Genomic DNA, 18,910 nt, shown 5'->3' with positions numbered 1-18,910 from the left:
CGTATGCGGGGGTTGCCGTGCCCGGGGGTTTGCGCGGCGGGCATCATCGTTAGTCAGGGACCGCGCTTCGACCTTGGGTATTGGGGGCGTACATGCTGGTGGTGTCGGGGAGCAGGCGGCAGAAGGCGGCGCGTGACCGGATGGCCTCCGCGGCGCGGCGGTACGCCGGGCTGGGCTGGCCCTCGTTCCCCGGGGAGCATCCCCCCAACGGCGGCGACCGGGCGTGCTCGTGCGACCGGATCGGCTGTCCCGACCCGGGCGCGCATCCGGTGTCGGCGGCCTGGGCGCACCAGGCCAGTGTGGACACCGGCGTCATCGACCGCTGGTGGGTGAAACGCCCCCTGGCCAACATCATCCTGCCGACCGGCCGGGTGTTCGACGTGTTCGACGTCCCGGCAGCGGCGGGCACCGTCGCGCTCGACCGGATCGAGGACGAGGACCTCCCCGTCGGGCCCGTCGCGTCCTTCGGCGGGGACCGGCACCTGTTCTTCGTCGCGACGCGCGGCGCGCCCGTGGACGAGGACGAATGGTGGTCCTGCCACCTCGACACCCTGCCGGAGGACGTCGCGGAGACGCCCGGCATGCGGTGGCACTGCCGCGACAGCTACGTGGTGGCGCCGCCGTCCGTCCTCCCGTACGGGCGCGAGGTCAGCTGGCTGCGGCCGCCGGCCCGCGGTCCGCTCCCCGACCCGCTGCGGCTGCTGGAGGTCCTCGCGGACAGCTGCGAGGACGCCTGATCAGGCCGTCCGGTGATCAGGTCGTCCGCTGTCAGGTCGTCCGGGGCGCCTGGATCGGTGCCTTGCGGCCCCACTTGGAGTACGAGCCGCGCATCGTCTGGTTGCGGCCGTCCTCCGCGCCGGCACGGACCCAGAACCCGGTGGGCCGGTAGCCCGCGTCGATCTTGATCGCGAAGGCCAGCTGCTGAGCGCCGGTCGCCTGCGCCATCTGCGCGTACATCGGGCCGATGCCGGGCTCCTCCGCGAGCTTCGCCGCCGGGGCCTCGCCCTCGTAGATCGTTCCGGTCTCGTTGCTCTCGCCCTTGGCGAGCTTGGTCGCCGACCGCAGCAGCGCCGTCAGGTTGGCCACCGAGCTGCCCTGGCGGACCTGGTCGGCCGTCGCCGGGTAGCCGCGTCCGCCGAGCGCCGACGCCTTCCACTGCCGGCCCACGCGCACGTAGAGCCGGTCCTGGACGATGAAGGCGCGCACCGGCTTGCGCGCCGCGCCGGTCCCCGCGAGCGTCAGCGAGTAGGACGCCTCCCCGCCCTGCGCCAGGCCGAACGTCCCCTTGGCCGTGGCGGGGAAGCCGCAGCAGCCCGTCTGCCGGTAGCTGAACAGGGCGCCGGGGGCCTGGGCGACGGCCTGGTCGATCTGCGCGACGAGCGGCGCCGGGTCGACGCCCCCGGCGGGCAGCGAGGGCTGCGGTGTGCTGCTCTGCGCGGGCGCCGGGTCGGGCGGCGGCTTGTCGTCGCCCCTCAGCAGCGTCATGGCGCTCGCGCCGGCGCCGACGACCACGAGGACGGCGACCGCCGCGAGGATCCAGCGTCCCCGGGCACCGCCGCCACCGGGCTGCTTGCCCGCGACGATCGGGTTGCGGCCGCTGGCGCGGGCCGCCTTCGGCTTCGGCGGCTCCGGGTGCGCCGCCGCCTGCGCGGCCAGCTCGGTGAGCCGCCCGCGGCCCTGCGCCTCCCAGGACGGGCCGTACGCGGAGACGGCCGCGTCCTCCAGCGCGCCGAGGAAGTCGGCGACGGACCGCGGCCGCTGCGCCGGGTCCTTGGCGAGGCCCTTGCGGATCAGGTCGCGCAGCGGCCCGGGCACCTCGTCGGCGGGCACCGGCGCCTCGCGGTGCAGCCGCGCCATGTTCCGCCCGGCGTACGGGGCCCGCCCGGTGAGGCACTCGTAGAAGATCGCGGTGGCGGCGTACAGGTCGGTGGCGACGGTGGCGGGCGCGCCGTCCCACAGCTCGGGCGCCGCGTACGGGGGAGCGGACTGCGCCTCGGTGCCCGCGGGCGACGTCGCGAAGTCGGTGAGCCGCGCGTTGCCGTTCGGGTCCACGAGGATGTTCGCCGGACGCAGCGTGCCGTGCACGACGTCCTGGTCGTGCGCCGCGGCGAGGCCGAGGAGCGTGCCGCCCAGCATCGACAGGGCCGCCAGGGGACCGGTGGGGCCCTGCGCGGCCAGGACGCGGCGCAGGCTGACGCCCTCGGCGTACTGCATCACGATCGCGGCGCCGTCCGGGGTCTCCACGAAGTCGTACAGGTCGACCACGTTGGGGTCCTCGATCTGCGACAGGCTGCGCGCGGACGCGCGGAACCGCGCGAGGAACGCCTCGTCGCCGGCGAGCGCGCCGTCGAGGTACTTGATCGCGACCTTGGTGCTGGTCAGGTCGTCGGTCGCCAGCATCACCCGGCCCGAGGCGCCGCCGCCGAGCTCCCGGTCGTGGGTGAAGCCCGGGACCGTCCAGCCGTCAACCACGTTGAAAGCCATCCCTCCGATACGGCCTGTCAGATGAGTACGGCCGGTGAGTACAGCCGGTGAGTGCGGGAGGCGCCTGAGACCGTGAGCGAGACAGGGCGCCGATGTCGTACTTGGTGGAATATCGGCCCGTACCGTGCGAGGTCAAGGCAAGTCGCCGAACTGCAACTGACGGACTGCCTCATTTCGGTCACTCCGGGCGCAGCGGCGGGGGCGCACGGCGTCCCGGACGGGAGTGGTTCACTGGACCGCGTGACTGGTATTGAGCGCTCGCAGCAGTTGTTCGACCGTGCCGCCGGGCTCGTGCCCGGGGGCGTCAACTCGCCGGTGCGGGCCTTCGGGGCCGTGGGCGGCACGCCCCGCTTCATGGTGTCGGGGCGCGGCCCGTACCTGACGGACGCGGACGGCAACGAGTACGTCGACCTGGTGTGCTCCTGGGGCCCGATGATCCTCGGGCACGCGCACCCGGCCGTCGTCGAGGCGGTGCGGGACGCGGCGGGCCGCGGCACGTCCTACGGGGCGCCGACGCCGGGCGAGGTGGAGCTCGCCGAGGAGATCACGGCGCGCACGCCGGTGGAGAAGGTCCGGCTGGTCAACTCGGGCACCGAGGCGACGATGTCGGCGATCCGGCTGGCGCGCGGCTTCACCGGGCGCACCAAGATCGTGAAGTTCGCCGGCTGCTACCACGGGCACGTCGACGCGCTGCTCGCCGCGGCGGGCTCCGGCGTCGCCACGTTCGGCCTGCCCGACACCCCGGGCGTGACGGGCGCGACCACCGCCGACACGCTGATCCTGCCCTACAACGACGTCACGGCGGTGGAGGACGCGTTCCACGACCACGGCACCGACATCGCCTGCGTCATCACCGAGGCGGTGCCCTGCAACATGGGCGTGGTGCCGCCGCTGTCCGGCTTCAACGCGCTGCTGAAGCGGCTGTGCGAGCGGTACGGCGCGCTGCTGGTGATCGACGAGGTCCTCACCGGGTTCCGGGCGTCGCGGTCCGGCTGGTTCGGGATCGAGGGCGTGCCGGGCGACCTGATGACGTTCGGGAAGGTGATGGGCGGCGGGCTGCCCGCCGCCGCGTTCGGCGGCCGCGCCGACGTCATGGACCGCCTCGCCCCCGCCGGTCCCGTCTACCAGGCGGGCACCCTGTCGGGGAACCCGCTCGCCACCGCCGCCGGGCTCGCCACGCTCCGGAACGCCACGGACGAGGTGTACGCGGCGATCGACCGCTCGGCGGAGCTCGTGTCGAAGGCCGCCTCGGAGGCGCTGGCCCGGGAGGGCGTCGCCCACTCGGCGCAGCACGCCGGCAACCTGTTCTCGATCTTCTTCACCGACGGCGAGGTGGGGGACTTCACCGCCGCGCAGCACCAGGACTCCAAGGCGTACGCGGCGTTCTTCCACGCCGCCCTGGAACGCGGCGTCTACCTGCCCCCGTCGGCGTACGAGGTGTGGTTCCTGTCGTCGGCGCATGATGAGGAAGCCCTGGGACGCGTCCTGGACGCCCTTCCGCACGCTGCCCGAGCCGCGGCCCGCGCTTCGTCCTAAACGGCCTCCTGCGTCGTCCTAAACGCCTTCCAGGGCGGGTGCAGGGAGGGCGTAAAAGGCGGCCAGGGCGGCGGAGACCGATCGGGGGTCCGGTGCCACCAGCGGAGCGCGCACCGCGGGTTCGTCGATCACGCCCACCTCGGCGAGGCACGCCTTGAGGACGGCCGGGGCCGGCTCGCTGTAAAGCGCCTCCGCCAGCGGGAACAGCGCGTTGTGGAGCGCCAGCCCGCGCGCCGCGTCGCCGTCGCGCGCCGCGCGAGCCAGCGCGGCGTAGGCGGCCGGCGCGAGGCAGGCCGACGCGGCGACGGCGCCGGACGCGCCGAGCTGGAGCATCGGGAAGACGTACGCGTCGTCCCCGGCCAGGACCGCCTTGCCCGTGCCGGTCGCCAGCACGGCGAGGGTGTCGCGGTCGATGGCGCCCGCGCAGTGCTTCATCCCGGCGACACAGCCGAGTGACAGCAGCCGGACGAGCGTGTCGGCCGGCAGGTGCTTCCCCGTCCGGTACGGGATGTTGTACGGGAGGATCGGCACGTCCACGGCGTTGCCGATCGCCGCGAAGTGGTCGAGGACGGCCTCGTCCGACGGGCGCAGGTAGTACGGGACGACGACGAGCAGCGCGTCGGCCAGCGGGGCGCGTTCGCGGGCCTGCCGGATCGACTCCGCGGTGCCCATCGTCCCGGCGCCGGCGATCAGCGGTGTGCCGTGCTCGATCGACACCGCCCGGCACACCTCCAGCACCGTGTGCTGCTCGGCCGGGCTCAGCATGGCGGCCTCGCCGGTCGTGCCCAGCGCCACCAGGCCGTCCGCTCCGTTCCGCAGGCAGTGGACGGCGAGCCGTTCCAGCGACGCGACGTCCACCTCGCCGGACGGGGTGAACGGCGTCACGAGCGAGGCGTGGATTCCCTGCATGGTCATCACCTTGTCTCCGCGAGCCGGGTGTCGGCGGGCGGCAGTTCGACGGGCGGGTCCGCGGGCGGGGGGACGGCGGCGCGCTGCCGCAGCCGGACGGTGCCGGCGGCGACGCCCGCGACGACGAGGACGGCGCCGGCGAGGCGCGCCGCGTCCACCCGCTCGCCGAGCAGGACGACCGCGGAGAGGAGCCCGAACGGCGGGACGAGCAGCGAGTACATGGCGACCGTGCTGGCCTCGTACCGGCGCATCAGCCATCCCCACGCGCCGAACCCGCCGAGGGTCGCGACGTAGGCGATGAACGCCAGCGAGGCGACGCCGGCGAACGACAGGTTCCGCGCCGCCTCCGGGACGGCGCCCGGCCCCTCGAAGACCAGCGACAGGGCGAACAGGGGGAGCGGCGGCACCAGCGACACCCACACCATGAACCCGAACGCGTCGACCGGCCCGCTCGCGTGCTGGTTCATCCGCCGCATGGCGATGTTCGCCAGGCCCCAGCTCGCGGCGGCGGCGAGGCAGACGAGGAACGCCCCGGCGGGGCCGCCGCCCCCGGACTGCGCCGTGCCGATGAGCGCGACGCCGCCGAACGCGACGATCATGCCCGCGACCTGCCGGGCGCTCAGCCGCTCCCGCAGCAGCACGGCCGCGAACAGCGCGGTGAAGATCGCCTGGACCTGCAGCACGACCGACGCGAGCCCCGCCGGCATCCCCATGTGCATGCCGATGAACAGCAGGCCGAACTGCCCCACGCCGAGCGGGAGGCCGACCAGCACGAGCCAGCGCGCCGGCACCGGCGGCCGCCGCACGAGGAAGACCGCGGGCACGGCCGCGGCGGTGAACCGCAGCGCCCCCATCAGCAGCGGCGGGAAGTCGTCCAGCGCCACACTGATCGGGACGAAGTTGAACCCCCACATCGCGGCGACCAGGGTGGCGACAAGAACATGGCGTGGGGTCATGCGTCCGATCGTCGTCGGCCACTTGCTTTAGGGCAAGCGAGAATTTCTTGAGGTTTCGTTTTAGTATTGCTTCATGCTTGATCTCGAACGGCTGCGCGCGCTGCACTCCGTCGCGACCTACGGCTCGGTCAGCGCGGCCGCCGACGTCCTGCACGTGACGACCTCCGCGGTCTCCCAGCAGCTCGCCAAGCTGGAGCGGGAGACCGGCCAGAAGCTCCTCGAACGCAACGGGCGCGGTGTCCGTCTCACCGACGCCGCCGAGCTCCTCGTCGCGCACGCCGAGCGCATCCTGTCGCTGGTCGAGCAGGCGCAGGCCGACCTGGAGGCGCACCGCGGCTCCGTCGTCGGTCAGCTCACCGTCGCCGCGTTCCCGACCGCGGTCCGCGGGCTGATGCCCGCCGCGCTGCGCGTGCTGCGCGCCGACCATCCCGACCTGCGCATCCTGGTCCGCGAGGAGGACCCGAACCGGAGCATGCCGCTCGTGTCGCGCGGCGACTTCGACATGGCGGTCGTCCAGGACTGGAACAACGAGCCGCTCCCGCTGCCGGAGGGCCTGCACAAGGGCGTCATCTGCGACGACGTCGCCGACGTGGCGCTGCCGGCCGGGCACCCGCTCGCCGGCCGCGACGCGATCGACCTCAAGGAGCTGGCCGGCGACCCGTGGATCAGCTCCTCCCCGGACAGCATCTGCTGCGACTGGCTGCTGCGGACGCTCCGCGCCGTCGACAGCGAGCCCCGCATCGAGCACATGGTCTACGAGTTCGCCTCGCAGCTGTCCCTGGTCGCGGCGGGGTTCGGCAACGTGATCCTGCCGCGGCTCGGCCGCTGCGACGTGCCGCCCGGGGTGGCGGTCGTCCCGCTGGCCGACCCGCTGTCGCGCCGGGTCTACGCCCTGTGGCGCGAGGAGGCCGCCCGCAGGCCCGCGATCCGCGCCGTCGTCACCGCGCTGCGCGCCGCCGTGCCCCCCGACATCCCCGTCTGCACGGACGCGTCCTGCTGAGCCGCCCTCCGCCGTGGCCGCCGGTGGACCGGTGGGCCGGAGGAGGGGGCGGCGAAGGTACCCTGACCTCGCGATGACTGACAAGACGATCGTTCACCTGATGCGGCACGGCGAGGTGCACAACCCCGAGGGGATCCTTTACGGGCGGTTGCCCGGCTACCGCCTCAGCGAGGACGGCGTCCTCATGGCGAAGGCCGCCGCCAAATGGTTCGCCGACCGGGACGTGGCCGCGCTGTTCTCCTCGCCGATGCAGCGGGCGCTGGAGACGGCCGCGCCGCTCGCCGACGCGTTCGACCTGCCCGTGACGGTGGAGGACCGGCTCATCGAGGCCGACAACCGGTTCGAGGGGCTGACGTTCGGGGCCGGGGCGGGGTCGCTGAAGCGTCCCGAGCACTGGTACCACCTGCGCAACCCGTTCCGCCCGTCCTGGGGCGAGCCGTACCGGGCGCTCGCCGCCCGGATGCGCGGCGCCGTGATCAGGGCGCGGGAGGCGGCGCGGGGGCACGAGGCCGTGTGCGTCAGCCACCAGCTGCCCATCTACACCCTGCGGCTGCACGCCGAGCGCCGCCGCCTCTGGCACCTGCCGAACAGGCGCGAGTGCTCCCTGGCCAGCGTCACCAGCCTGACCTTCAACGGCACCCGGCTGGTGGAGGTCGCCTACAACGAGCCCGCCGCGGGGATCGCGAAGGGCCCCAGTGTCCCGGGTGCCTGACGGCACCGGTAGATTGTGTACTACGTCCTGTAGTAGGAGGGTCCGTTGAGCCCCCGAGTCTCCCCACTGCGCGTCGCGGCCGCCGCGGCGGCGCTCTGCGGGCTGCTGGCCGGTTGTGCCGGGACCGGCGCGGCCGGGAACGGGACGGGCGGTGCCGACAACCGCTTCATCTCGGGCGACGGGAACGTCACCGAGTACAAGCCCGCCGACCGCACGAGCGTGCGGGGTGTCGGCGGCGAACTCCTGACCGGCGAGGCGTTCAAGCTGTCGGACTTCCAGGGCAAGGTCGTGGTCGTCAACTTCTGGGCGTCCTGGTGCGCGCCGTGCCGGGGCGAGGCGCCGTCGCTGCAGCACGTCTACACGGAGAAAAAGGACGAGGGCGTCGAGTTCCTCGGCGTCAACTTCAAGGACTCCAAGGCCAACGCCGAGGCGTTCGAGCGCAAGTTCAAGATCACCTACCCGAGCCTGTTCGACGCCGGCGGCCAGGTGACGCTGGCCTTCCGCGAGGTGCCGCCGAGCGCGATCCCGAGCACGCTCGTCCTCGACCGGGAGGGCCGGGTCGCCGCCCGCATCATCGGCGCGACGACCGTCTCCAAGCTCGCCCCCCTGGTCGCCAAGGTCTCCGCCGAACGATGAGCACGGCGGACCAGTGAGCTCGGTCGACGAGACGGTCGTCAGCGGGTCGCTCGTGGCGGCGGCGCCGCTGGCGGCGCTCGCCGGGCTCGTCTCGTTCGCCTCGCCGTGCGTGCTGCCGCTGGTGCCCGGCTACCTGTCGTACGTGACGGGCATGTCCGGCGTCGACCTGGCCGAGCAGAAGCGGGGACGGCTGCTCGCCGGCGTCCTGCTGTTCGTCGCGGGCTTCAGCGTCGTGTTCGTCAGCTACGGCGTCGTCTTCGGGGGGCTGGGCCGTTGGCTGCTGGAGTACCAGGAGCCCATCACCCGCGTCCTCGGCGTCATCACGATCCTGTTCGGCCTCGCGTTCATGGGGTTCGTCCCAGGGTTGCAGCGGACGATGAAGTCGGGACGGCTGCCCGCGGCGGGCCTCGCGGGCGCGCCGCTCCTCGGCGTCCTGTTCGGGATCGGCTGGACGCCGTGCATCGGGCCGACGCTCGGGGCGGTGCAGAGTCTCGCCGTCACGGAGGCGAGCGCGGGGCGCGGCGCACTACTGTCGCTGGCGTACTGCCTCGGCCTCGGGCTGCCGTTCGTGGCGGCCGCGATCGCCTACCGCCGGGCGCTCGGGGCGTTCGGCGCGGTGAAGCGCCACTACCCCCTGGTCATGCGGATCGGCGGGGGGATGCTCGTCCTCATCGGGGTGCTGCTGGTGAGCGGCCTGTGGGGTGACCTGAACATCGAGCTGAAGTCGTGGATCAGCGGCTTCCAACCGGTTATTTGAGATGACTGACTACCAGGGCACGGACACCACGGACACCGGCACCACGGACACCGGTACCAAGGACACCGGTACCGAGGACAGCGGCGGCAAGGGCACGGACACCGCCGACACCTCGGGCACCCGGGCGCCCGCCGCGCGGCAGGCGCCGGGGGAGACGCCGCGCCCCGCCGGGCTCGGCCCGCTCGGCTGGCTGCGGTGGGCCTGGCGGCAGCTCACCACGATGCGCACGGCGCTGGTCCTGCTGTTCCTGGTGGCGCTCGGCGCGGTGCCCGGGTCGATCCTGCCGCAGCGCGGACAGGCGCCCGATCAGGTCGCGGCGTACCTGGCGGAGCACAAGACCGCGGGGCCGTGGCTGGACCGGCTGTCGATGTTCGACGTGTTCGCCGCGCCCTGGTTCGCGGCGATCTACATCCTGCTGTTCGTCTCCCTCGCCGGCTGCGTCGTCCCGCGCGCGTTCCAGCACTACCGGTCGATGCGGGCCCGGCCGCCGGCGGCGCCCCGGAACCTCGGGCGGCTGCCGCAGTCCGCCAAGTACGAGACGGACGCGTCCCCGGAGGACGTCCTCGCCGAGGCCCGCAAGGTCCTGCGCGGGCGGCGGTTCCGGGTGGACGTGTCGGGCGGCGCCGCGTCCGCCGAGAAGGGCTACCTGGGCGAGACCGGCAACCTGCTCTTCCACGTCTCGCTGCTCGCGCTGCTGTTCGCGCTCGGCCTCGGCAACCTGCTCGGTTACCAGGGCAACGTGCTGCTGACCGAGGGCAAGACGTTCGCCAACTCGCTGAGCCTGTACGACCAGTTCACCCCTGGGCGGGCGTTCGACGACGGCGAGCTGGCCCCGTTCACCCTCACCCTGGACGACTTCAAGGCCGAGTACGAGACCGAGGGCGACAAGCGCGGCCAGGCCACCGCGTTCAACGCCGACATCCGCTACCGCCCCGGCCCGGACGCCGCGGAGAAGCCGTACGACCTGCGGATCAACCATCCGCTGAACGTCGGCGGGGCGAAGGTGTACCTGCTCGGGCACGGCTACGCGCCGGTCTTCACCGTGCGGGACGCCGAGGGCGACATCGCGTTCCAGGACTCGGTGCCGTTCCTGGAGATGGAGCCGCGGAACCTGACGTCCGAGGGCGTCATCAAGGCCCCGGACGCGCAGCCCGACCAGCTCGCCTTCTACGCGATCCTGTGGCCGACCGCGGTGGCGAGCCAGGACGGCAAGCAGATCGTCTCGGGGTTCCCCGCGCCGCTCCGCCCGGTCGTCACGATCACCTCGTTCAAGGGCGACATCGGCCTCGACTCCGGAAGCCCCCAGTCGGTCTACAAACTGGAGGGCATCGGCGAGACGCTGCACCCGGTCAAGGACGGCCAGAAGCTGCTCGAACCGGGCGAGACGTTCGAGGTGCCCGGCGGCGGCTCGATCACGTTCGACGGGCTGCGGGAGTACGTGACCCTCTCGGTCAACCGGGACCCGGGGCGCATCCCCGCCCTGGTCGCGGCCGTTCTCGCGGTGCTGGGCGTGGTGGCGTCGTTCATGGTCAGGCGGCGCAGGGTGTGGGTCCGTGCGAGCGCCGCGGAGGGCGGGCGTACGGTGGTCGAGGTCGGAGGTCTCACGCTGGGGAATCCGACCCCCGAGTTCGACGAGATCGTGACCGCGCTGCGCGGTCCGCAGGACGAGCCCGGCGACGGGCCCGACGACGAGTCCGACGGGCCCGATGAGGGTCCCGGCAGCGAGCCCGACGCCGACCGCGGATCCGGTCCGGCGACCCAACCGAAGGAGTGACGAGGTGAGCGACGCCGACCTCGCGAACCTGAGCGACAAGCTCATGCTGACCACCGTGGTGATGTACGTGGTCGCGCTGGCGGCCTACGCCGTCGACCTCGGCTTCGGCCGCCGCCGCGCGGCGGCGGAGGCCACGGAGAAGCCGGAGGCGAAGGTCCTGGTGGGCGCGTCGGGCGCCGCCACCGCGGCCACCGGCGAAACCGCGGACGAGGACGAGGACGCGGCCGGGGACGCGGCCGAGGGCGAGCGCCCGCAGGTCGACTGGGTCCGCCTCGCGATCTTCATGAGCGTGCTCGGCTGGGCCGCGCACCTCGGCGTCATGGTGTCCCGCGGGCTGGCCGCGAGCCGCTGGCCGTGGGGGAACATGTACGAGTTCCTCACCGCCATCGCGTTCGCCGCCGTCACCGCGTTCCTGTTCGTGATGTACCGGTACAGGGCGCGGTTCCTCGGCGCGTTCGTCATGCTGGCCGCCGTCATCGCGCTGGGCGTCGCGAACATCTGGCTGTACGACTCGGTGGGCCCGGTCACCCCGGCGCTGAACTCGTACTGGATCGCCATCCACGTCAGCGCCGCGATCGTCGCGACGGGCGCGTTCACCGTCGCGGGCGCCGCCACGATCCTCTACCTGCTGAAGGCCCGCGCCGAGTCCCGCGGCACCGCCGCGGACGGCGGCGTCCTGTCCCGCATCCCGTCCGCCGAGAGCCTGGACCGCCTCGCGATGCGGGTCACGATGTTCGCCTTCCCGATCTGGACGGCCGCGATCGTCATGGGCGCCATCTGGGCCGACCAGGCGTGGGGCCGCTACTGGGGCTGGGACCCGAAGGAGGTCTGGTCCTTCGTCACGTGGATCATCTACGCCGCCTACCTGCACGCGCGCGCCACGGCCGGGTGGAAGGGCCGCAAGGCCGCGGTCCTCTCCCTGATCGCCTTCGCGGCCCTGATGTTCAACTTCTTCGGCGTGAACTACATGTTCTCGGGGCTGCACTCCTACGCGTGACCCCGCGGACCCGTCCCCCGGGAGCCCGGAGGGTCGTCCTCAGCCGTCCTCGTCGCGGAGGCGGCGCTCCAGATCGCGGAGGAACGCCGGGTCGTCCTCCGGGCCCTTCGGAGCCTTGGCGGTGACCCGCGGCCCCGGGGCGGCCTGCCGGCGGGCCCGCCCCTCCAGCAGCCACAGCACGGAGCCGACGAGGGGGACGAGGACGATCGCGAACCAGGCGCCCTTCGGCAGGTGCTGCACCTCGGACGTATCGGTCCGGAGCACGTCCAGGATGCAGAAGACCCAGAAGCCAACCAAAAGCAGCGTTACCAGCACGTAGATCACCCTTAAAGGGTATCCGTGACTTGCGGGGATGACGCCGAGTCGGGTTCCGGCTTACCCTTCCGGAGGGGCCCTGTCCGGCACCGGACTCGACGAGCGTCGCTCGTGACCCCCGCGGGGCCCGCTGACAGAGGAGCCTGATGCGCTTCAAAGGCGTCCACCGCAAGCCCCGGGAGTTCCGGAGCCGGGAGTCGCCGCGCGGCGTGCGGAGCCGCAAGGACGACACCGCGTACTCCCCGTCGCCGCCCGACTCGGGGCAGGTGCGGCCGCGCAGCAACCAGCCCCGCGACCGGTTCGGGCGGTTCCGCAAGGCGGGCCGCGACGACGACTACGCGCTCGGCCCCGGCGCGGGCGGCGTGGAAGGCGGCGCGGACGGACCGGACCCGGTGGCCGAGCTCACCGGCCGGCCGGAGCGGCGCGGGCCGGTACGGCGCAGGCTCGGCCGCCCGCGGTCCGGCGACTACTCGTGGAGCGACTTCGAGCTGGAGGACGACCGGCTGCGCGTGGAGCCGTACCCGCCGGGCGTGCCGCACGCCGCCGACGGGCGCCGCCACTGCGGGCCGCTGGAGGGCATCCTCTACCGGCAGTGGGACGTCCGGGACGGGCCGCCGACACCCGAGGTCATCGGCGCCATCGACAGCCTGGCGTCGCTGCCCGCGCCGCTGAAGGAGAAGCTCGCGGCCGGGCTCGACGGGATCTACGTGGGGCCGGGCGGCGTCCCGCAGCTCGACGACATGGGCCACCTGCGCGACCGGCCGCTCCCCTCGGGCCGCGCCACCTGGGACATCTGCGCCGGCGCGTACGGCGACCGCAAGATCGTCGTGGGAGACCGGCCGTCCCCCACGCCCGACGTGATGCTGCACGAGGTCGGCCACGCGCTCGACGACATCGACGGCGACGACGGCGAATGGACGTCCGACAGCCCGGCGTTCCGGAGGCTGTACGAGGAGTGCAGACCGCTCCTGGCGAGCGACTTCCACCGCCAGCCGAACGCGCTCGGGCGCCGCGAGTTCTTCGCCGACGCGTTCGCCGCGATCTCCTCCCGCCAGCGTCCCGCCCTCGTGGATATGCTCGGCGGCAACATCCGGACGGCCCTGGAGGTCATGCTCTTCTTCAACCGCAGGTACGGGATCTAGGAGGGCGATCGAGGATGTACGTGATCCGGCTCCCCGATGGCACGCTCCGGGTTCCGCACAGCGTCCTCACCGAACCCGGCGAGGGACGGATCATCGCCGACGCCTACGTCGAGATCGGGCCGGGCGACCCGGACTACGACCGGCTCCTGGGCGAGTCGCTCACCGAGGAGGAGCTGGCGGAGCGGCGGCGCCGCTGGCGGGACGAGGACGCGGACCTGCTCCGCCGGTTCGAGGAGTGGAAGGCGGGCGACGCGGGCGACCAGGCATAACGGGGAGGGAAGGGCCCCGGCCGCCCGGGCGGAGGGGACTACCACGGCGCGGCGGTCCGGGCGGCTGAGGTCCGGTCAGCGGGCCGAATGCTCGGCGACGGGCTCCTCGCCGCGCAGCAGCGCGTGCACCTCGGACTCGCGGAAGCGCCGGTGCCCTCCCGGAGTGCGGATGCTGCTGATCCGGCCCGCGGCGGCCCACCGGGTGACCGTCTTCGGGTCGACCCGGAAGAGGGCGGCGACCTCTCCTGGGGTCAGCAGGCGCTCGCTCGTGCTCTCCACGTTTTCTCTCCCCCTTTGTCCCGCTCTCGGCGCGGGTGGACTGTTTAACAGTGTGGCGGGTCAAGACCGATTTCTCCCTTGTTTTCGGAAAAGATCACGGTCTGTAGTACGTCGAGCAGGAGCGATGACTCTCGGTACCCGGGACATGGTCAACGCCGTGCGCGTTGACCCCGTTTGACCTGCCATGTCACGTCCGGGACGGGCCGCGGGGCAGCCCCTGTCCGCCGTGCGAAGTAGTCTCCCAGAACATGTCCGACCTCGTATCCCTGCCGGAGATAGAGCGCGCCGCAGAGCGCATTGCGGGCGTGGCGGTCCGCACCCCGCTCGTGCCATTCACCCGCGACCCCGCACCCGCGGCGGCGGGCGAGCCGGCACTTCTGGTGAAGGCCGAGTCGCTGCAGCCGATCGGCGCGTTCAAGCTGCGCGGCGCGTACGCCGCCATCTCCGCCCTCTCGCCGGCCGAGCGCGAACGCGGCGTCGTGACGCACTCCAGCGGCAACCACGCGCAGGCCGTCGCCTACTCGGCCCGCGCCCTCGGCATCCGGGCCGTCGTGGTCATGCCGCACACGACCCCCGGCGTGAAGGTCGACGCGTGCATCGCCCTGGGCGCCGAGGTCGTCTACGTCGAGCCGACCTCGCAGGCCCGCGCCGAGACCGCCGCCAAGCTCGCCGAGGCGCACGGCTTCGCGATGATCCCGCCCTACGACGACGCCCGCGTAATCGCCGGCCAGGGCACCGTCGGCATCGAGATCGTCCAGGACCGCCCCGACGTGGACGTCGTGCTCGTCCCGGTCAGCGGCGGCGGCCTGATCGCCGGCATCTCCGCCGCGGTCAAGGCCCTGCGCCCCGAGGCCGTGGTCATCGGCGTCGAACCGGAACTCGCCGCCGACGCCCGCGACTCCATGGGCGCCGGACGCCCCGTCACCTGGGACGCGGAGAAGACCGGCCGCACCATCGCCGACGCCCTGCGCGTCCAGCGGGTCGGCGACCTCCCCTTCGCCCACATGCGCGCCCACGTGGACGGCATCGTCACCGTCACCGAAGACGAGATCGAAACGTCGATGCGCCGCCTGGCCCGCGAAGCCCGCCTCATAGCCGAACCCGGCGGCGCCGTGGCCACCGCCGCCTACCTCTACCACCGGCCCGAGCTTCCCACCGCCCGCACCTACGCTTCCGTCCTCTCAGGCGGCAACATCGACCCCGCACTCCTCCTCGACCTCCTCAAGTAGGTGTGCCGTGCCCGCCGGGGGCCCGGGTCCGGGCCGGTGGGGGTGGGGGTAGCCTCGGGAGGGTCATGCGTACCGTCGTTCTCTATACCTTGGCGCGGCTCGCGATCTTCGCGGCGACCGCGGGTGTGCTGGCGCTGCTCGGGGCGCGCGGGTTCCTGCTGCTGCTGATGGCGCTGCTGATCAGCGGGGTCGTCAGCTACGTCCTGCTGTCCGCGCAGCGCGACCGGATGTCCTCTGTCGTGGTGTCCGGCGTCCGCGCCAAGCGGCAGAAGTTCCACAGGTCGCTCACCAAAGAAGACGCCTGAAGACACCCACCCGACCGGCGTCCCGGGTCGTGCGGCCGGAGCGAGTGCAGCGAGCGCAGGCCGCAGGACCCGTCGAGCCGGGCGACCGCAGCGACACCGCGCAACGCGCACGGTCACACCGGACCGCAACGGTGGCGTGAGGATCGACCGGCTCGTGACGGGGTTCCAGGGGTCGCCCCCTGGACCAGCACCATCCCGGGTCGTGCGGCCGGAGCGAGTGCAGCGAGCGCAGGCCGCAGGACCCGACGCACGGGGCGCCGTTTCACGAGACGCGCCAGCGGACCGGGAAACGGTGCGCCGTGCGCGACGGGGGTTCCAGGGGGTCGCCCCCCTGGGCAATAGGGTAGAAGTATGAGCCGCGCCTCCCTTGACAAGAAGCCCGCCGACGTCGCGGCGATGTTCGACGGCACCGCTGAGCGGTACGACCTGCTGAACACGCTGATGACCGGTGGGCAGGACCGGCGGTGGCGGCGGGAGGTCGTGCGGGCCGTGCGGGCGCGGCCGGGTGAGCGGATTCTCGACCTCGCGGCGGGGACGGGGACGTCCTCGGTGCCGTTCGCCGTGGCGGGCGCGCAGACCGTGGCGTGCGACTTCTCCCTCGGCATGCTGCGGGTCGGGGTGCGGCGGCAAGCGGGCGTGCGGCGGTTGAGCTTCGTGGCGGGGGACGCGCTGCGGCTGCCGTTCGCGGACGGCGTGTTCGACGCCGTGACGATCTCGTTCGGCCTGCGCAACGTCGCCGACACCGGGCTGGCGCTGCGCGAGCTGCGGCGGGTGGCCAGGCCGGGCGGGCGGCTGCTGGTGTGCGAGGTGAGCCACCCCCCGAACGCGCTGCTGGCGCTCGGCCACCGGACGCACCTGAGGGTCGGGCTGCCGCTGCTGGCCCGGGTCAGTTCCAATCCCGACTCCTACCGCTACCTCGCCGAGTCGACGCTCGCCTGGCCGGACCAGGCGGCGCTGGCGCGGCTGCTTCAGGACGCGGGCTGGGGCGAGGTGCGCTGGCGGGACCTCACGTTCGGGGTGGCCGCGCTCCACCATGCGGTGAATCCGGGGTGAGGACGGCCGGCCGTTGGGAGCGATCCAGATCCGGACCACCCAGAAGTACCCACCAGTCCTGATAAAGGAATAGACTCCCCGTCGGATGTTTGTGAAGTGCTTCACAAGCGAACGAGCTGAAGAGGAACGCCGTGACCGACTCCGCCCGACACGCAGACGTCATCGTCGTCGGGGCAGGCCCCGCCGGATCGTCGACCGCCTACTGGCTGGCGCAGGCCGGCCTTGAGGTGTTCCTGCTGGAGAAGGCCACCTTCCCCCGCGACAAGATCTGCGGTGACGGCCTCACCCCCCGCGCCGTCCGCGCCCTCATCGGGATGGGCGTCGACGTCAACGACCCCGGCTGGGGACGCAACAAGGGGCTGCGCATCTACGGTGGCGGCGTCAAGGTGGAGCTGCCGTGGCCGGAGCTCGCGTCCTTCCCCGACTTCGGGCTCGTCCGCAAGCGCACCGACTTCGACCAGTTCCTCGCCGAGCACGCCGCGAAGGCCGGTGCCCGGCTGCTGCAGGGCTGCACCGTGACCGGCCCGATCCTCGACGAGCGCACCCAGCGCATCACCGGCGTCACCGCGACGTACCAGGGCGAGGAGGTCGAGTTCCATGCGCCGCTCGTCGTCGCCGCCGACGGCAACTCGACCCGGCTGTCGCTCGCGATGGGCCTGCGGCGGCGCGAGGACCGTCCGATGGGCGTCGCGGTCCGCCGCTACTTCCAGACGCCGCGCCACGACGACGACTACATGGAGGCGTGGCTGGAGCTGTGGGACGGTGAGCGCCTCCTGCCCGGCTACGGCTGGGTCTTCGGTGTCGGGGACGGCACGTCCAACGTCGGCTGCGGCCTGCTCAACACCAGCCAGGCGTTCCAGAACGTCGACTACCGCGGGCTCCTCAAGCGCTGGTGCGCGCAGATGCCGGAGGACTGGCAGTTCGACGAGGAGCACGCGACCTCGAAGATCCGCGGCGCGGCGCTGCCGATGGGCTTCAACCGGCAGCCGCACTACACCCGCGGGATGCTGCTGGTCGGCGACGCCGGCGGCATGATCAACCCGTTCAACGGGGAGGGCATCGACTACGCGCTGGAGTCCGGCCGGCTGGCCGCCGACATCATGGTGCAGGCGCTCGCGCGGCGCACCCCCGCCCAGCGGGAGCGGACGCTGTACGAGTACCCGCGCATCCTGAAGGACGAGCACGGCGGCTACTTCACGCTGGCCCGGGTGTTCGTGCAGGCCATCGGCGACCCGCGCATCATGAAGTTCCTCACCTCGCACGGGCTGCCCCACCCCACGCTGATGCGGTTCACCCTCAAGCTGCTGGCGAACCTGACCGATCCCAAGGGCGGGGACGCCATGGACCGCGTCATCAACGCGATGCAGAAGGTGGCGCCGACGGCATGAGCGAACCGCAGGGGCGCGGCGGCGCCTGGACTGACGAGCGAGGGACGAGCGAGGAGGGAAGGCGCCGCCTTGCAGCGCCCCGGAGGTCTCGCGGGAAACCCGGCATGAGTTCGGTTCCGCGATTCAGGCTTCCGCAGGTGAGCGGACTACAGTGCATGACCGACCCCCCGAGGGGAGCGCTATTGAACACCTTGGCCAGGGTGTCGGCCCGCGGCGGGGCCGTTCCGTACAACGTCGTACGTTCCGAGGAGAGGCCGTAGAGCATGGATCTCTATATTCCGCTCATCGCGCTCGGCGTGCTCGGCTTCGCCTTCGCCGCCTTCTCGGTGGTGATGGCCTCCCTCACGGGGCCCAAGCGATGGAACCGCGCCAGGCTCGACGCCTACGAGTGCGGTATCGAGCCGACCCCGCAGCCGGTGGGCGGCGGGCGTTTTCCGATCAAGTACTACGTGACGGCGATGCTGTTCATCGTCTTCGACATTGAGATCATCTTCCTCTTCCCCTGGGCGGTCGCGTTCGACCGGATGGGGCTGTTCGCCCTTGTCGAGATGGTCCTTTTCATCGCCGCCGTTCTCGTCGCGTACGCCTATGTGTGGCGGCGCGGCGGTCTGGAGTGGGACTAAATGGGTATCGAGGAGAAACTCCCCAGCGGTTTCCTGCTGACCACGGTCGAGCAGGTCGCCGGATGGGCGCGCAAGAGCTCGGTGTGGCCGGCGACGTTCGGCCTCGCCTGCTGCGCGATCGAGATGATGGCGACGGGCGACCCCCGGCACGACTTCTCCCGGTGGGGCATGGAGCGCGCCTCGGCGACGCCGCGGCAGGCCGACCTGATGATCGTCGCGGGCCGGGTGAGCCAGAAGATGGCGCCGGTGCTGCGGCAGATCTACGACCAGATGACCGAGCCGAAGTGGGTCATCGCGATGGGCGTGTGCGCCTCGTCCGGCGGCATGTTCAACAACTACGCGATCGTGCAGGGCGTCGACCACGTCGTCCCGGTGGACATCTACCTGCCCGGCTGCCCGCCGCGGCCGGAGATGCTGCTCGACTCGATCGTGAAGCTGCACGACCAGATCCAGAACACCAAGCTCGGCCCGCAGCGCAAGAAGCAGATCGCCGAGCTGGAAGAGGCGAAGCGCCGCCGGCTTCCGCTGCTGGGACAGGGGGCCTGA

21 protein-coding genes are annotated in these 18,910 nt (G+C 72.5%); 16 read left to right on the top strand and 5 right to left on the bottom strand.

Going from position 1 to position 18,910, the window contains the following annotated elements; all coding sequences use genetic code 11:
• The first annotated feature begins 92 nt into the window (after positions 1–92).
• The gene (locus tag E1289_RS09605) at positions 93–737 is read left to right on the top strand and encodes a bifunctional DNA primase/polymerase (RefSeq protein ID WP_131977653.1); all 645 of its coding nucleotides are present in this window, start codon (positions 93–95) and stop codon (positions 735–737) included.
• A gap of 31 nt (positions 738–768) precedes the next feature.
• Here E1289_RS09605 and E1289_RS09600 read toward each other — a convergent pair whose 3' ends face one another.
• Positions 769–2,484 (bottom strand): serine/threonine-protein kinase, encoded by a 1,716-nt coding sequence (locus E1289_RS09600; RefSeq protein ID WP_131977650.1) that lies wholly within the window; start codon positions 2,482–2,484, stop codon positions 769–771.
• A gap of 240 nt (positions 2,485–2,724) precedes the next feature.
• Between E1289_RS09600 and hemL the strand changes: the two genes are divergently transcribed.
• Positions 2,725–4,020 (top strand): glutamate-1-semialdehyde 2,1-aminomutase, encoded by a 1,296-nt coding sequence (gene hemL, locus E1289_RS09595; RefSeq protein ID WP_131977647.1) that lies wholly within the window; start codon positions 2,725–2,727, stop codon positions 4,018–4,020.
• Positions 4,021–4,038: 18 nt separating this feature from the next.
• Here the strand turns inward: hemL and E1289_RS09590 are convergent, their stop codons facing one another.
• Together E1289_RS09590 and E1289_RS09585 are read right to left on the bottom strand one after the other, a co-directional pair.
• The gene (locus E1289_RS09590; protein WP_131977644.1) at positions 4,039–4,935 is read right to left on the bottom strand and encodes a dihydrodipicolinate synthase family protein; all 897 of its coding nucleotides are present in this window, start codon (positions 4,933–4,935) and stop codon (positions 4,039–4,041) included.
• Complete coding sequence (locus E1289_RS09585) at positions 4,935–5,885, bottom strand: EamA family transporter (protein ID WP_131977641.1); 951 nt, start codon at positions 5,883–5,885, stop codon at positions 4,935–4,937. Before E1289_RS09585 ends, E1289_RS09590 begins: the two co-directional genes overlap by 1 nt.
• Positions 5,886–5,958: 73 nt before the next feature.
• On the opposite strand from E1289_RS09585, the gene E1289_RS09580 reads away from it, so the two are divergent.
• The 6 genes from E1289_RS09580 to ccsB all read left to right on the top strand — a co-directional run bounded on the left by E1289_RS09580 (position 5,959) and on the right by ccsB (position 11,761).
• A complete protein-coding gene (locus tag E1289_RS09580; protein WP_131977638.1) occupies positions 5,959–6,885 on the top strand; it encodes a LysR family transcriptional regulator in 927 nt (308 codons plus the stop codon).
• Positions 6,886–6,958: 73 nt separating this feature from the next.
• Positions 6,959–7,597: a histidine phosphatase family protein gene (locus E1289_RS09575; protein WP_131977635.1), complete on the top strand. Its 639-nt coding sequence runs from the start codon at positions 6,959–6,961 to the stop codon at positions 7,595–7,597.
• Positions 7,598–7,642: 45 nt separating this feature from the next.
• Positions 7,643–8,233: a TlpA disulfide reductase family protein gene (locus E1289_RS09570; protein ID WP_243712718.1), complete on the top strand. Its 591-nt coding sequence runs from the start codon at positions 7,643–7,645 to the stop codon at positions 8,231–8,233.
• Between the two features lie 13 nt (positions 8,234–8,246).
• The gene (locus E1289_RS09565; protein WP_131977632.1) at positions 8,247–8,990 is read left to right on the top strand and encodes a cytochrome c biogenesis protein CcdA; all 744 of its coding nucleotides are present in this window, start codon (positions 8,247–8,249) and stop codon (positions 8,988–8,990) included.
• A gap of 1 nt (position 8,991) precedes the next feature.
• Positions 8,992–10,764: a cytochrome c biogenesis protein ResB gene (locus E1289_RS09560; protein ID WP_131977629.1), complete on the top strand. Its 1,773-nt coding sequence runs from the start codon at positions 8,992–8,994 to the stop codon at positions 10,762–10,764.
• A 4-nt stretch (positions 10,765–10,768) separates the two neighbouring features.
• Positions 10,769–11,761: a c-type cytochrome biogenesis protein CcsB gene (gene ccsB, locus E1289_RS09555; RefSeq protein ID WP_131977626.1), complete on the top strand. Its 993-nt coding sequence runs from the start codon at positions 10,769–10,771 to the stop codon at positions 11,759–11,761.
• 39 nt (positions 11,762–11,800) lie between these two features.
• On the opposite strand, the gene E1289_RS09550 is transcribed toward ccsB, so the two are convergent.
• Entirely contained in the window at positions 11,801–12,085 is a 285-nt protein-coding gene (locus tag E1289_RS09550; RefSeq protein ID WP_131977623.1) for a PLD nuclease N-terminal domain-containing protein, read from the bottom strand.
• A gap of 137 nt (positions 12,086–12,222) precedes the next feature.
• On the opposite strand from E1289_RS09550, the gene E1289_RS09545 reads away from it, so the two are divergent.
• Together E1289_RS09545 and E1289_RS09540 are read left to right on the top strand one after the other, a co-directional pair.
• Complete coding sequence (locus E1289_RS09545) at positions 12,223–13,218, top strand: hypothetical protein (protein WP_131977620.1); 996 nt, start codon at positions 12,223–12,225, stop codon at positions 13,216–13,218.
• A 14-nt stretch (positions 13,219–13,232) separates the two neighbouring features.
• Entirely contained in the window at positions 13,233–13,487 is a 255-nt protein-coding gene (locus E1289_RS09540) for a hypothetical protein (protein ID WP_131977617.1), read from the top strand.
• 75 nt (positions 13,488–13,562) lie between these two features.
• Here the strand turns inward: E1289_RS09540 and E1289_RS09535 are convergent, their stop codons facing one another.
• Positions 13,563–13,766, bottom strand: a complete 204-nt coding sequence (locus E1289_RS09535; protein ID WP_021593176.1) for a BldC family transcriptional regulator — start codon at positions 13,764–13,766, stop codon at positions 13,563–13,565.
• A gap of 248 nt (positions 13,767–14,014) precedes the next feature.
• Between E1289_RS09535 and E1289_RS09530 the strand changes: the two genes are divergently transcribed.
• From E1289_RS09530 to E1289_RS09505, 6 genes are all read left to right on the top strand, one after another.
• Positions 14,015–14,995, top strand: coding sequence for a threonine/serine dehydratase (locus E1289_RS09530; protein ID WP_131977614.1), 981 nt, complete (start codon positions 14,015–14,017; stop codon positions 14,993–14,995).
• Positions 14,996–15,060: 65 nt separating this feature from the next.
• The gene (locus tag E1289_RS09525; protein WP_131977611.1) at positions 15,061–15,300 is read left to right on the top strand and encodes a DUF4229 domain-containing protein; all 240 of its coding nucleotides are present in this window, start codon (positions 15,061–15,063) and stop codon (positions 15,298–15,300) included.
• A gap of 351 nt (positions 15,301–15,651) precedes the next feature.
• Positions 15,652–16,353, top strand: a complete 702-nt coding sequence (locus E1289_RS09520; RefSeq protein ID WP_131977608.1) for a demethylmenaquinone methyltransferase — start codon at positions 15,652–15,654, stop codon at positions 16,351–16,353.
• Positions 16,354–16,484: 131 nt separating this feature from the next.
• A complete protein-coding gene (locus E1289_RS09515) occupies positions 16,485–17,741 on the top strand; it encodes a geranylgeranyl reductase family protein (RefSeq protein WP_207928882.1) in 1,257 nt (418 codons plus the stop codon).
• Between the two features lie 263 nt (positions 17,742–18,004).
• Entirely contained in the window at positions 18,005–18,364 is a 360-nt protein-coding gene (locus E1289_RS09510; RefSeq protein ID WP_131977602.1) for an NADH-quinone oxidoreductase subunit A, read from the top strand.
• A complete protein-coding gene (locus E1289_RS09505; RefSeq protein WP_131977599.1) occupies positions 18,365–18,910 on the top strand; it encodes an NADH-quinone oxidoreductase subunit B in 546 nt (181 codons plus the stop codon).

It is taken from the genome of Actinomadura sp. 6K520 (assembly GCF_004349245.1).
Lineage (GTDB): Bacteria > Actinomycetota > Actinomycetes > Streptosporangiales > Streptosporangiaceae > Spirillospora.
The sequence above is the reverse complement of the archived record's forward strand: the minus strand, read 5'-3'. Positions and strand labels throughout refer to the sequence as shown.

Coding starts and splice junctions, on each gene's coding strand:
- E1289_RS09605 (WP_131977653.1), top strand. CDS start 93: ATGCTGGTGGTGTCGGGGAGCAGGCGGCAGAAGGCGGCGCGTGACCGG.
- E1289_RS09600 (WP_131977650.1), bottom strand. CDS start 2,484: ATGGCTTTCAACGTGGTTGACGGCTGGACGGTCCCGGGCTTCACCCAC.
- E1289_RS09590 (WP_131977644.1), bottom strand. CDS start 4,935: ATGACCATGCAGGGAATCCACGCCTCGCTCGTGACGCCGTTCACCCCG.
- E1289_RS09585 (WP_131977641.1), bottom strand. CDS start 5,885: ATGACCCCACGCCATGTTCTTGTCGCCACCCTGGTCGCCGCGATGTGG.
- E1289_RS09580 (WP_131977638.1), top strand. CDS start 5,959: ATGCTTGATCTCGAACGGCTGCGCGCGCTGCACTCCGTCGCGACCTAC.
- E1289_RS09575 (WP_131977635.1), top strand. CDS start 6,959: ATGACTGACAAGACGATCGTTCACCTGATGCGGCACGGCGAGGTGCAC.
- E1289_RS09560 (WP_131977629.1), top strand. CDS start 8,992: ATGACTGACTACCAGGGCACGGACACCACGGACACCGGCACCACGGAC.
- E1289_RS09545 (WP_131977620.1), top strand. CDS start 12,223: ATGCGCTTCAAAGGCGTCCACCGCAAGCCCCGGGAGTTCCGGAGCCGG.
- E1289_RS09540 (WP_131977617.1), top strand. CDS start 13,233: ATGTACGTGATCCGGCTCCCCGATGGCACGCTCCGGGTTCCGCACAGC.
- E1289_RS09530 (WP_131977614.1), top strand. CDS start 14,015: ATGTCCGACCTCGTATCCCTGCCGGAGATAGAGCGCGCCGCAGAGCGC.
- E1289_RS09525 (WP_131977611.1), top strand. CDS start 15,061: ATGCGTACCGTCGTTCTCTATACCTTGGCGCGGCTCGCGATCTTCGCG.
- E1289_RS09520 (WP_131977608.1), top strand. CDS start 15,652: ATGAGCCGCGCCTCCCTTGACAAGAAGCCCGCCGACGTCGCGGCGATG.
- E1289_RS09510 (WP_131977602.1), top strand. CDS start 18,005: ATGGATCTCTATATTCCGCTCATCGCGCTCGGCGTGCTCGGCTTCGCC.
- E1289_RS09505 (WP_131977599.1), top strand. CDS start 18,365: ATGGGTATCGAGGAGAAACTCCCCAGCGGTTTCCTGCTGACCACGGTC.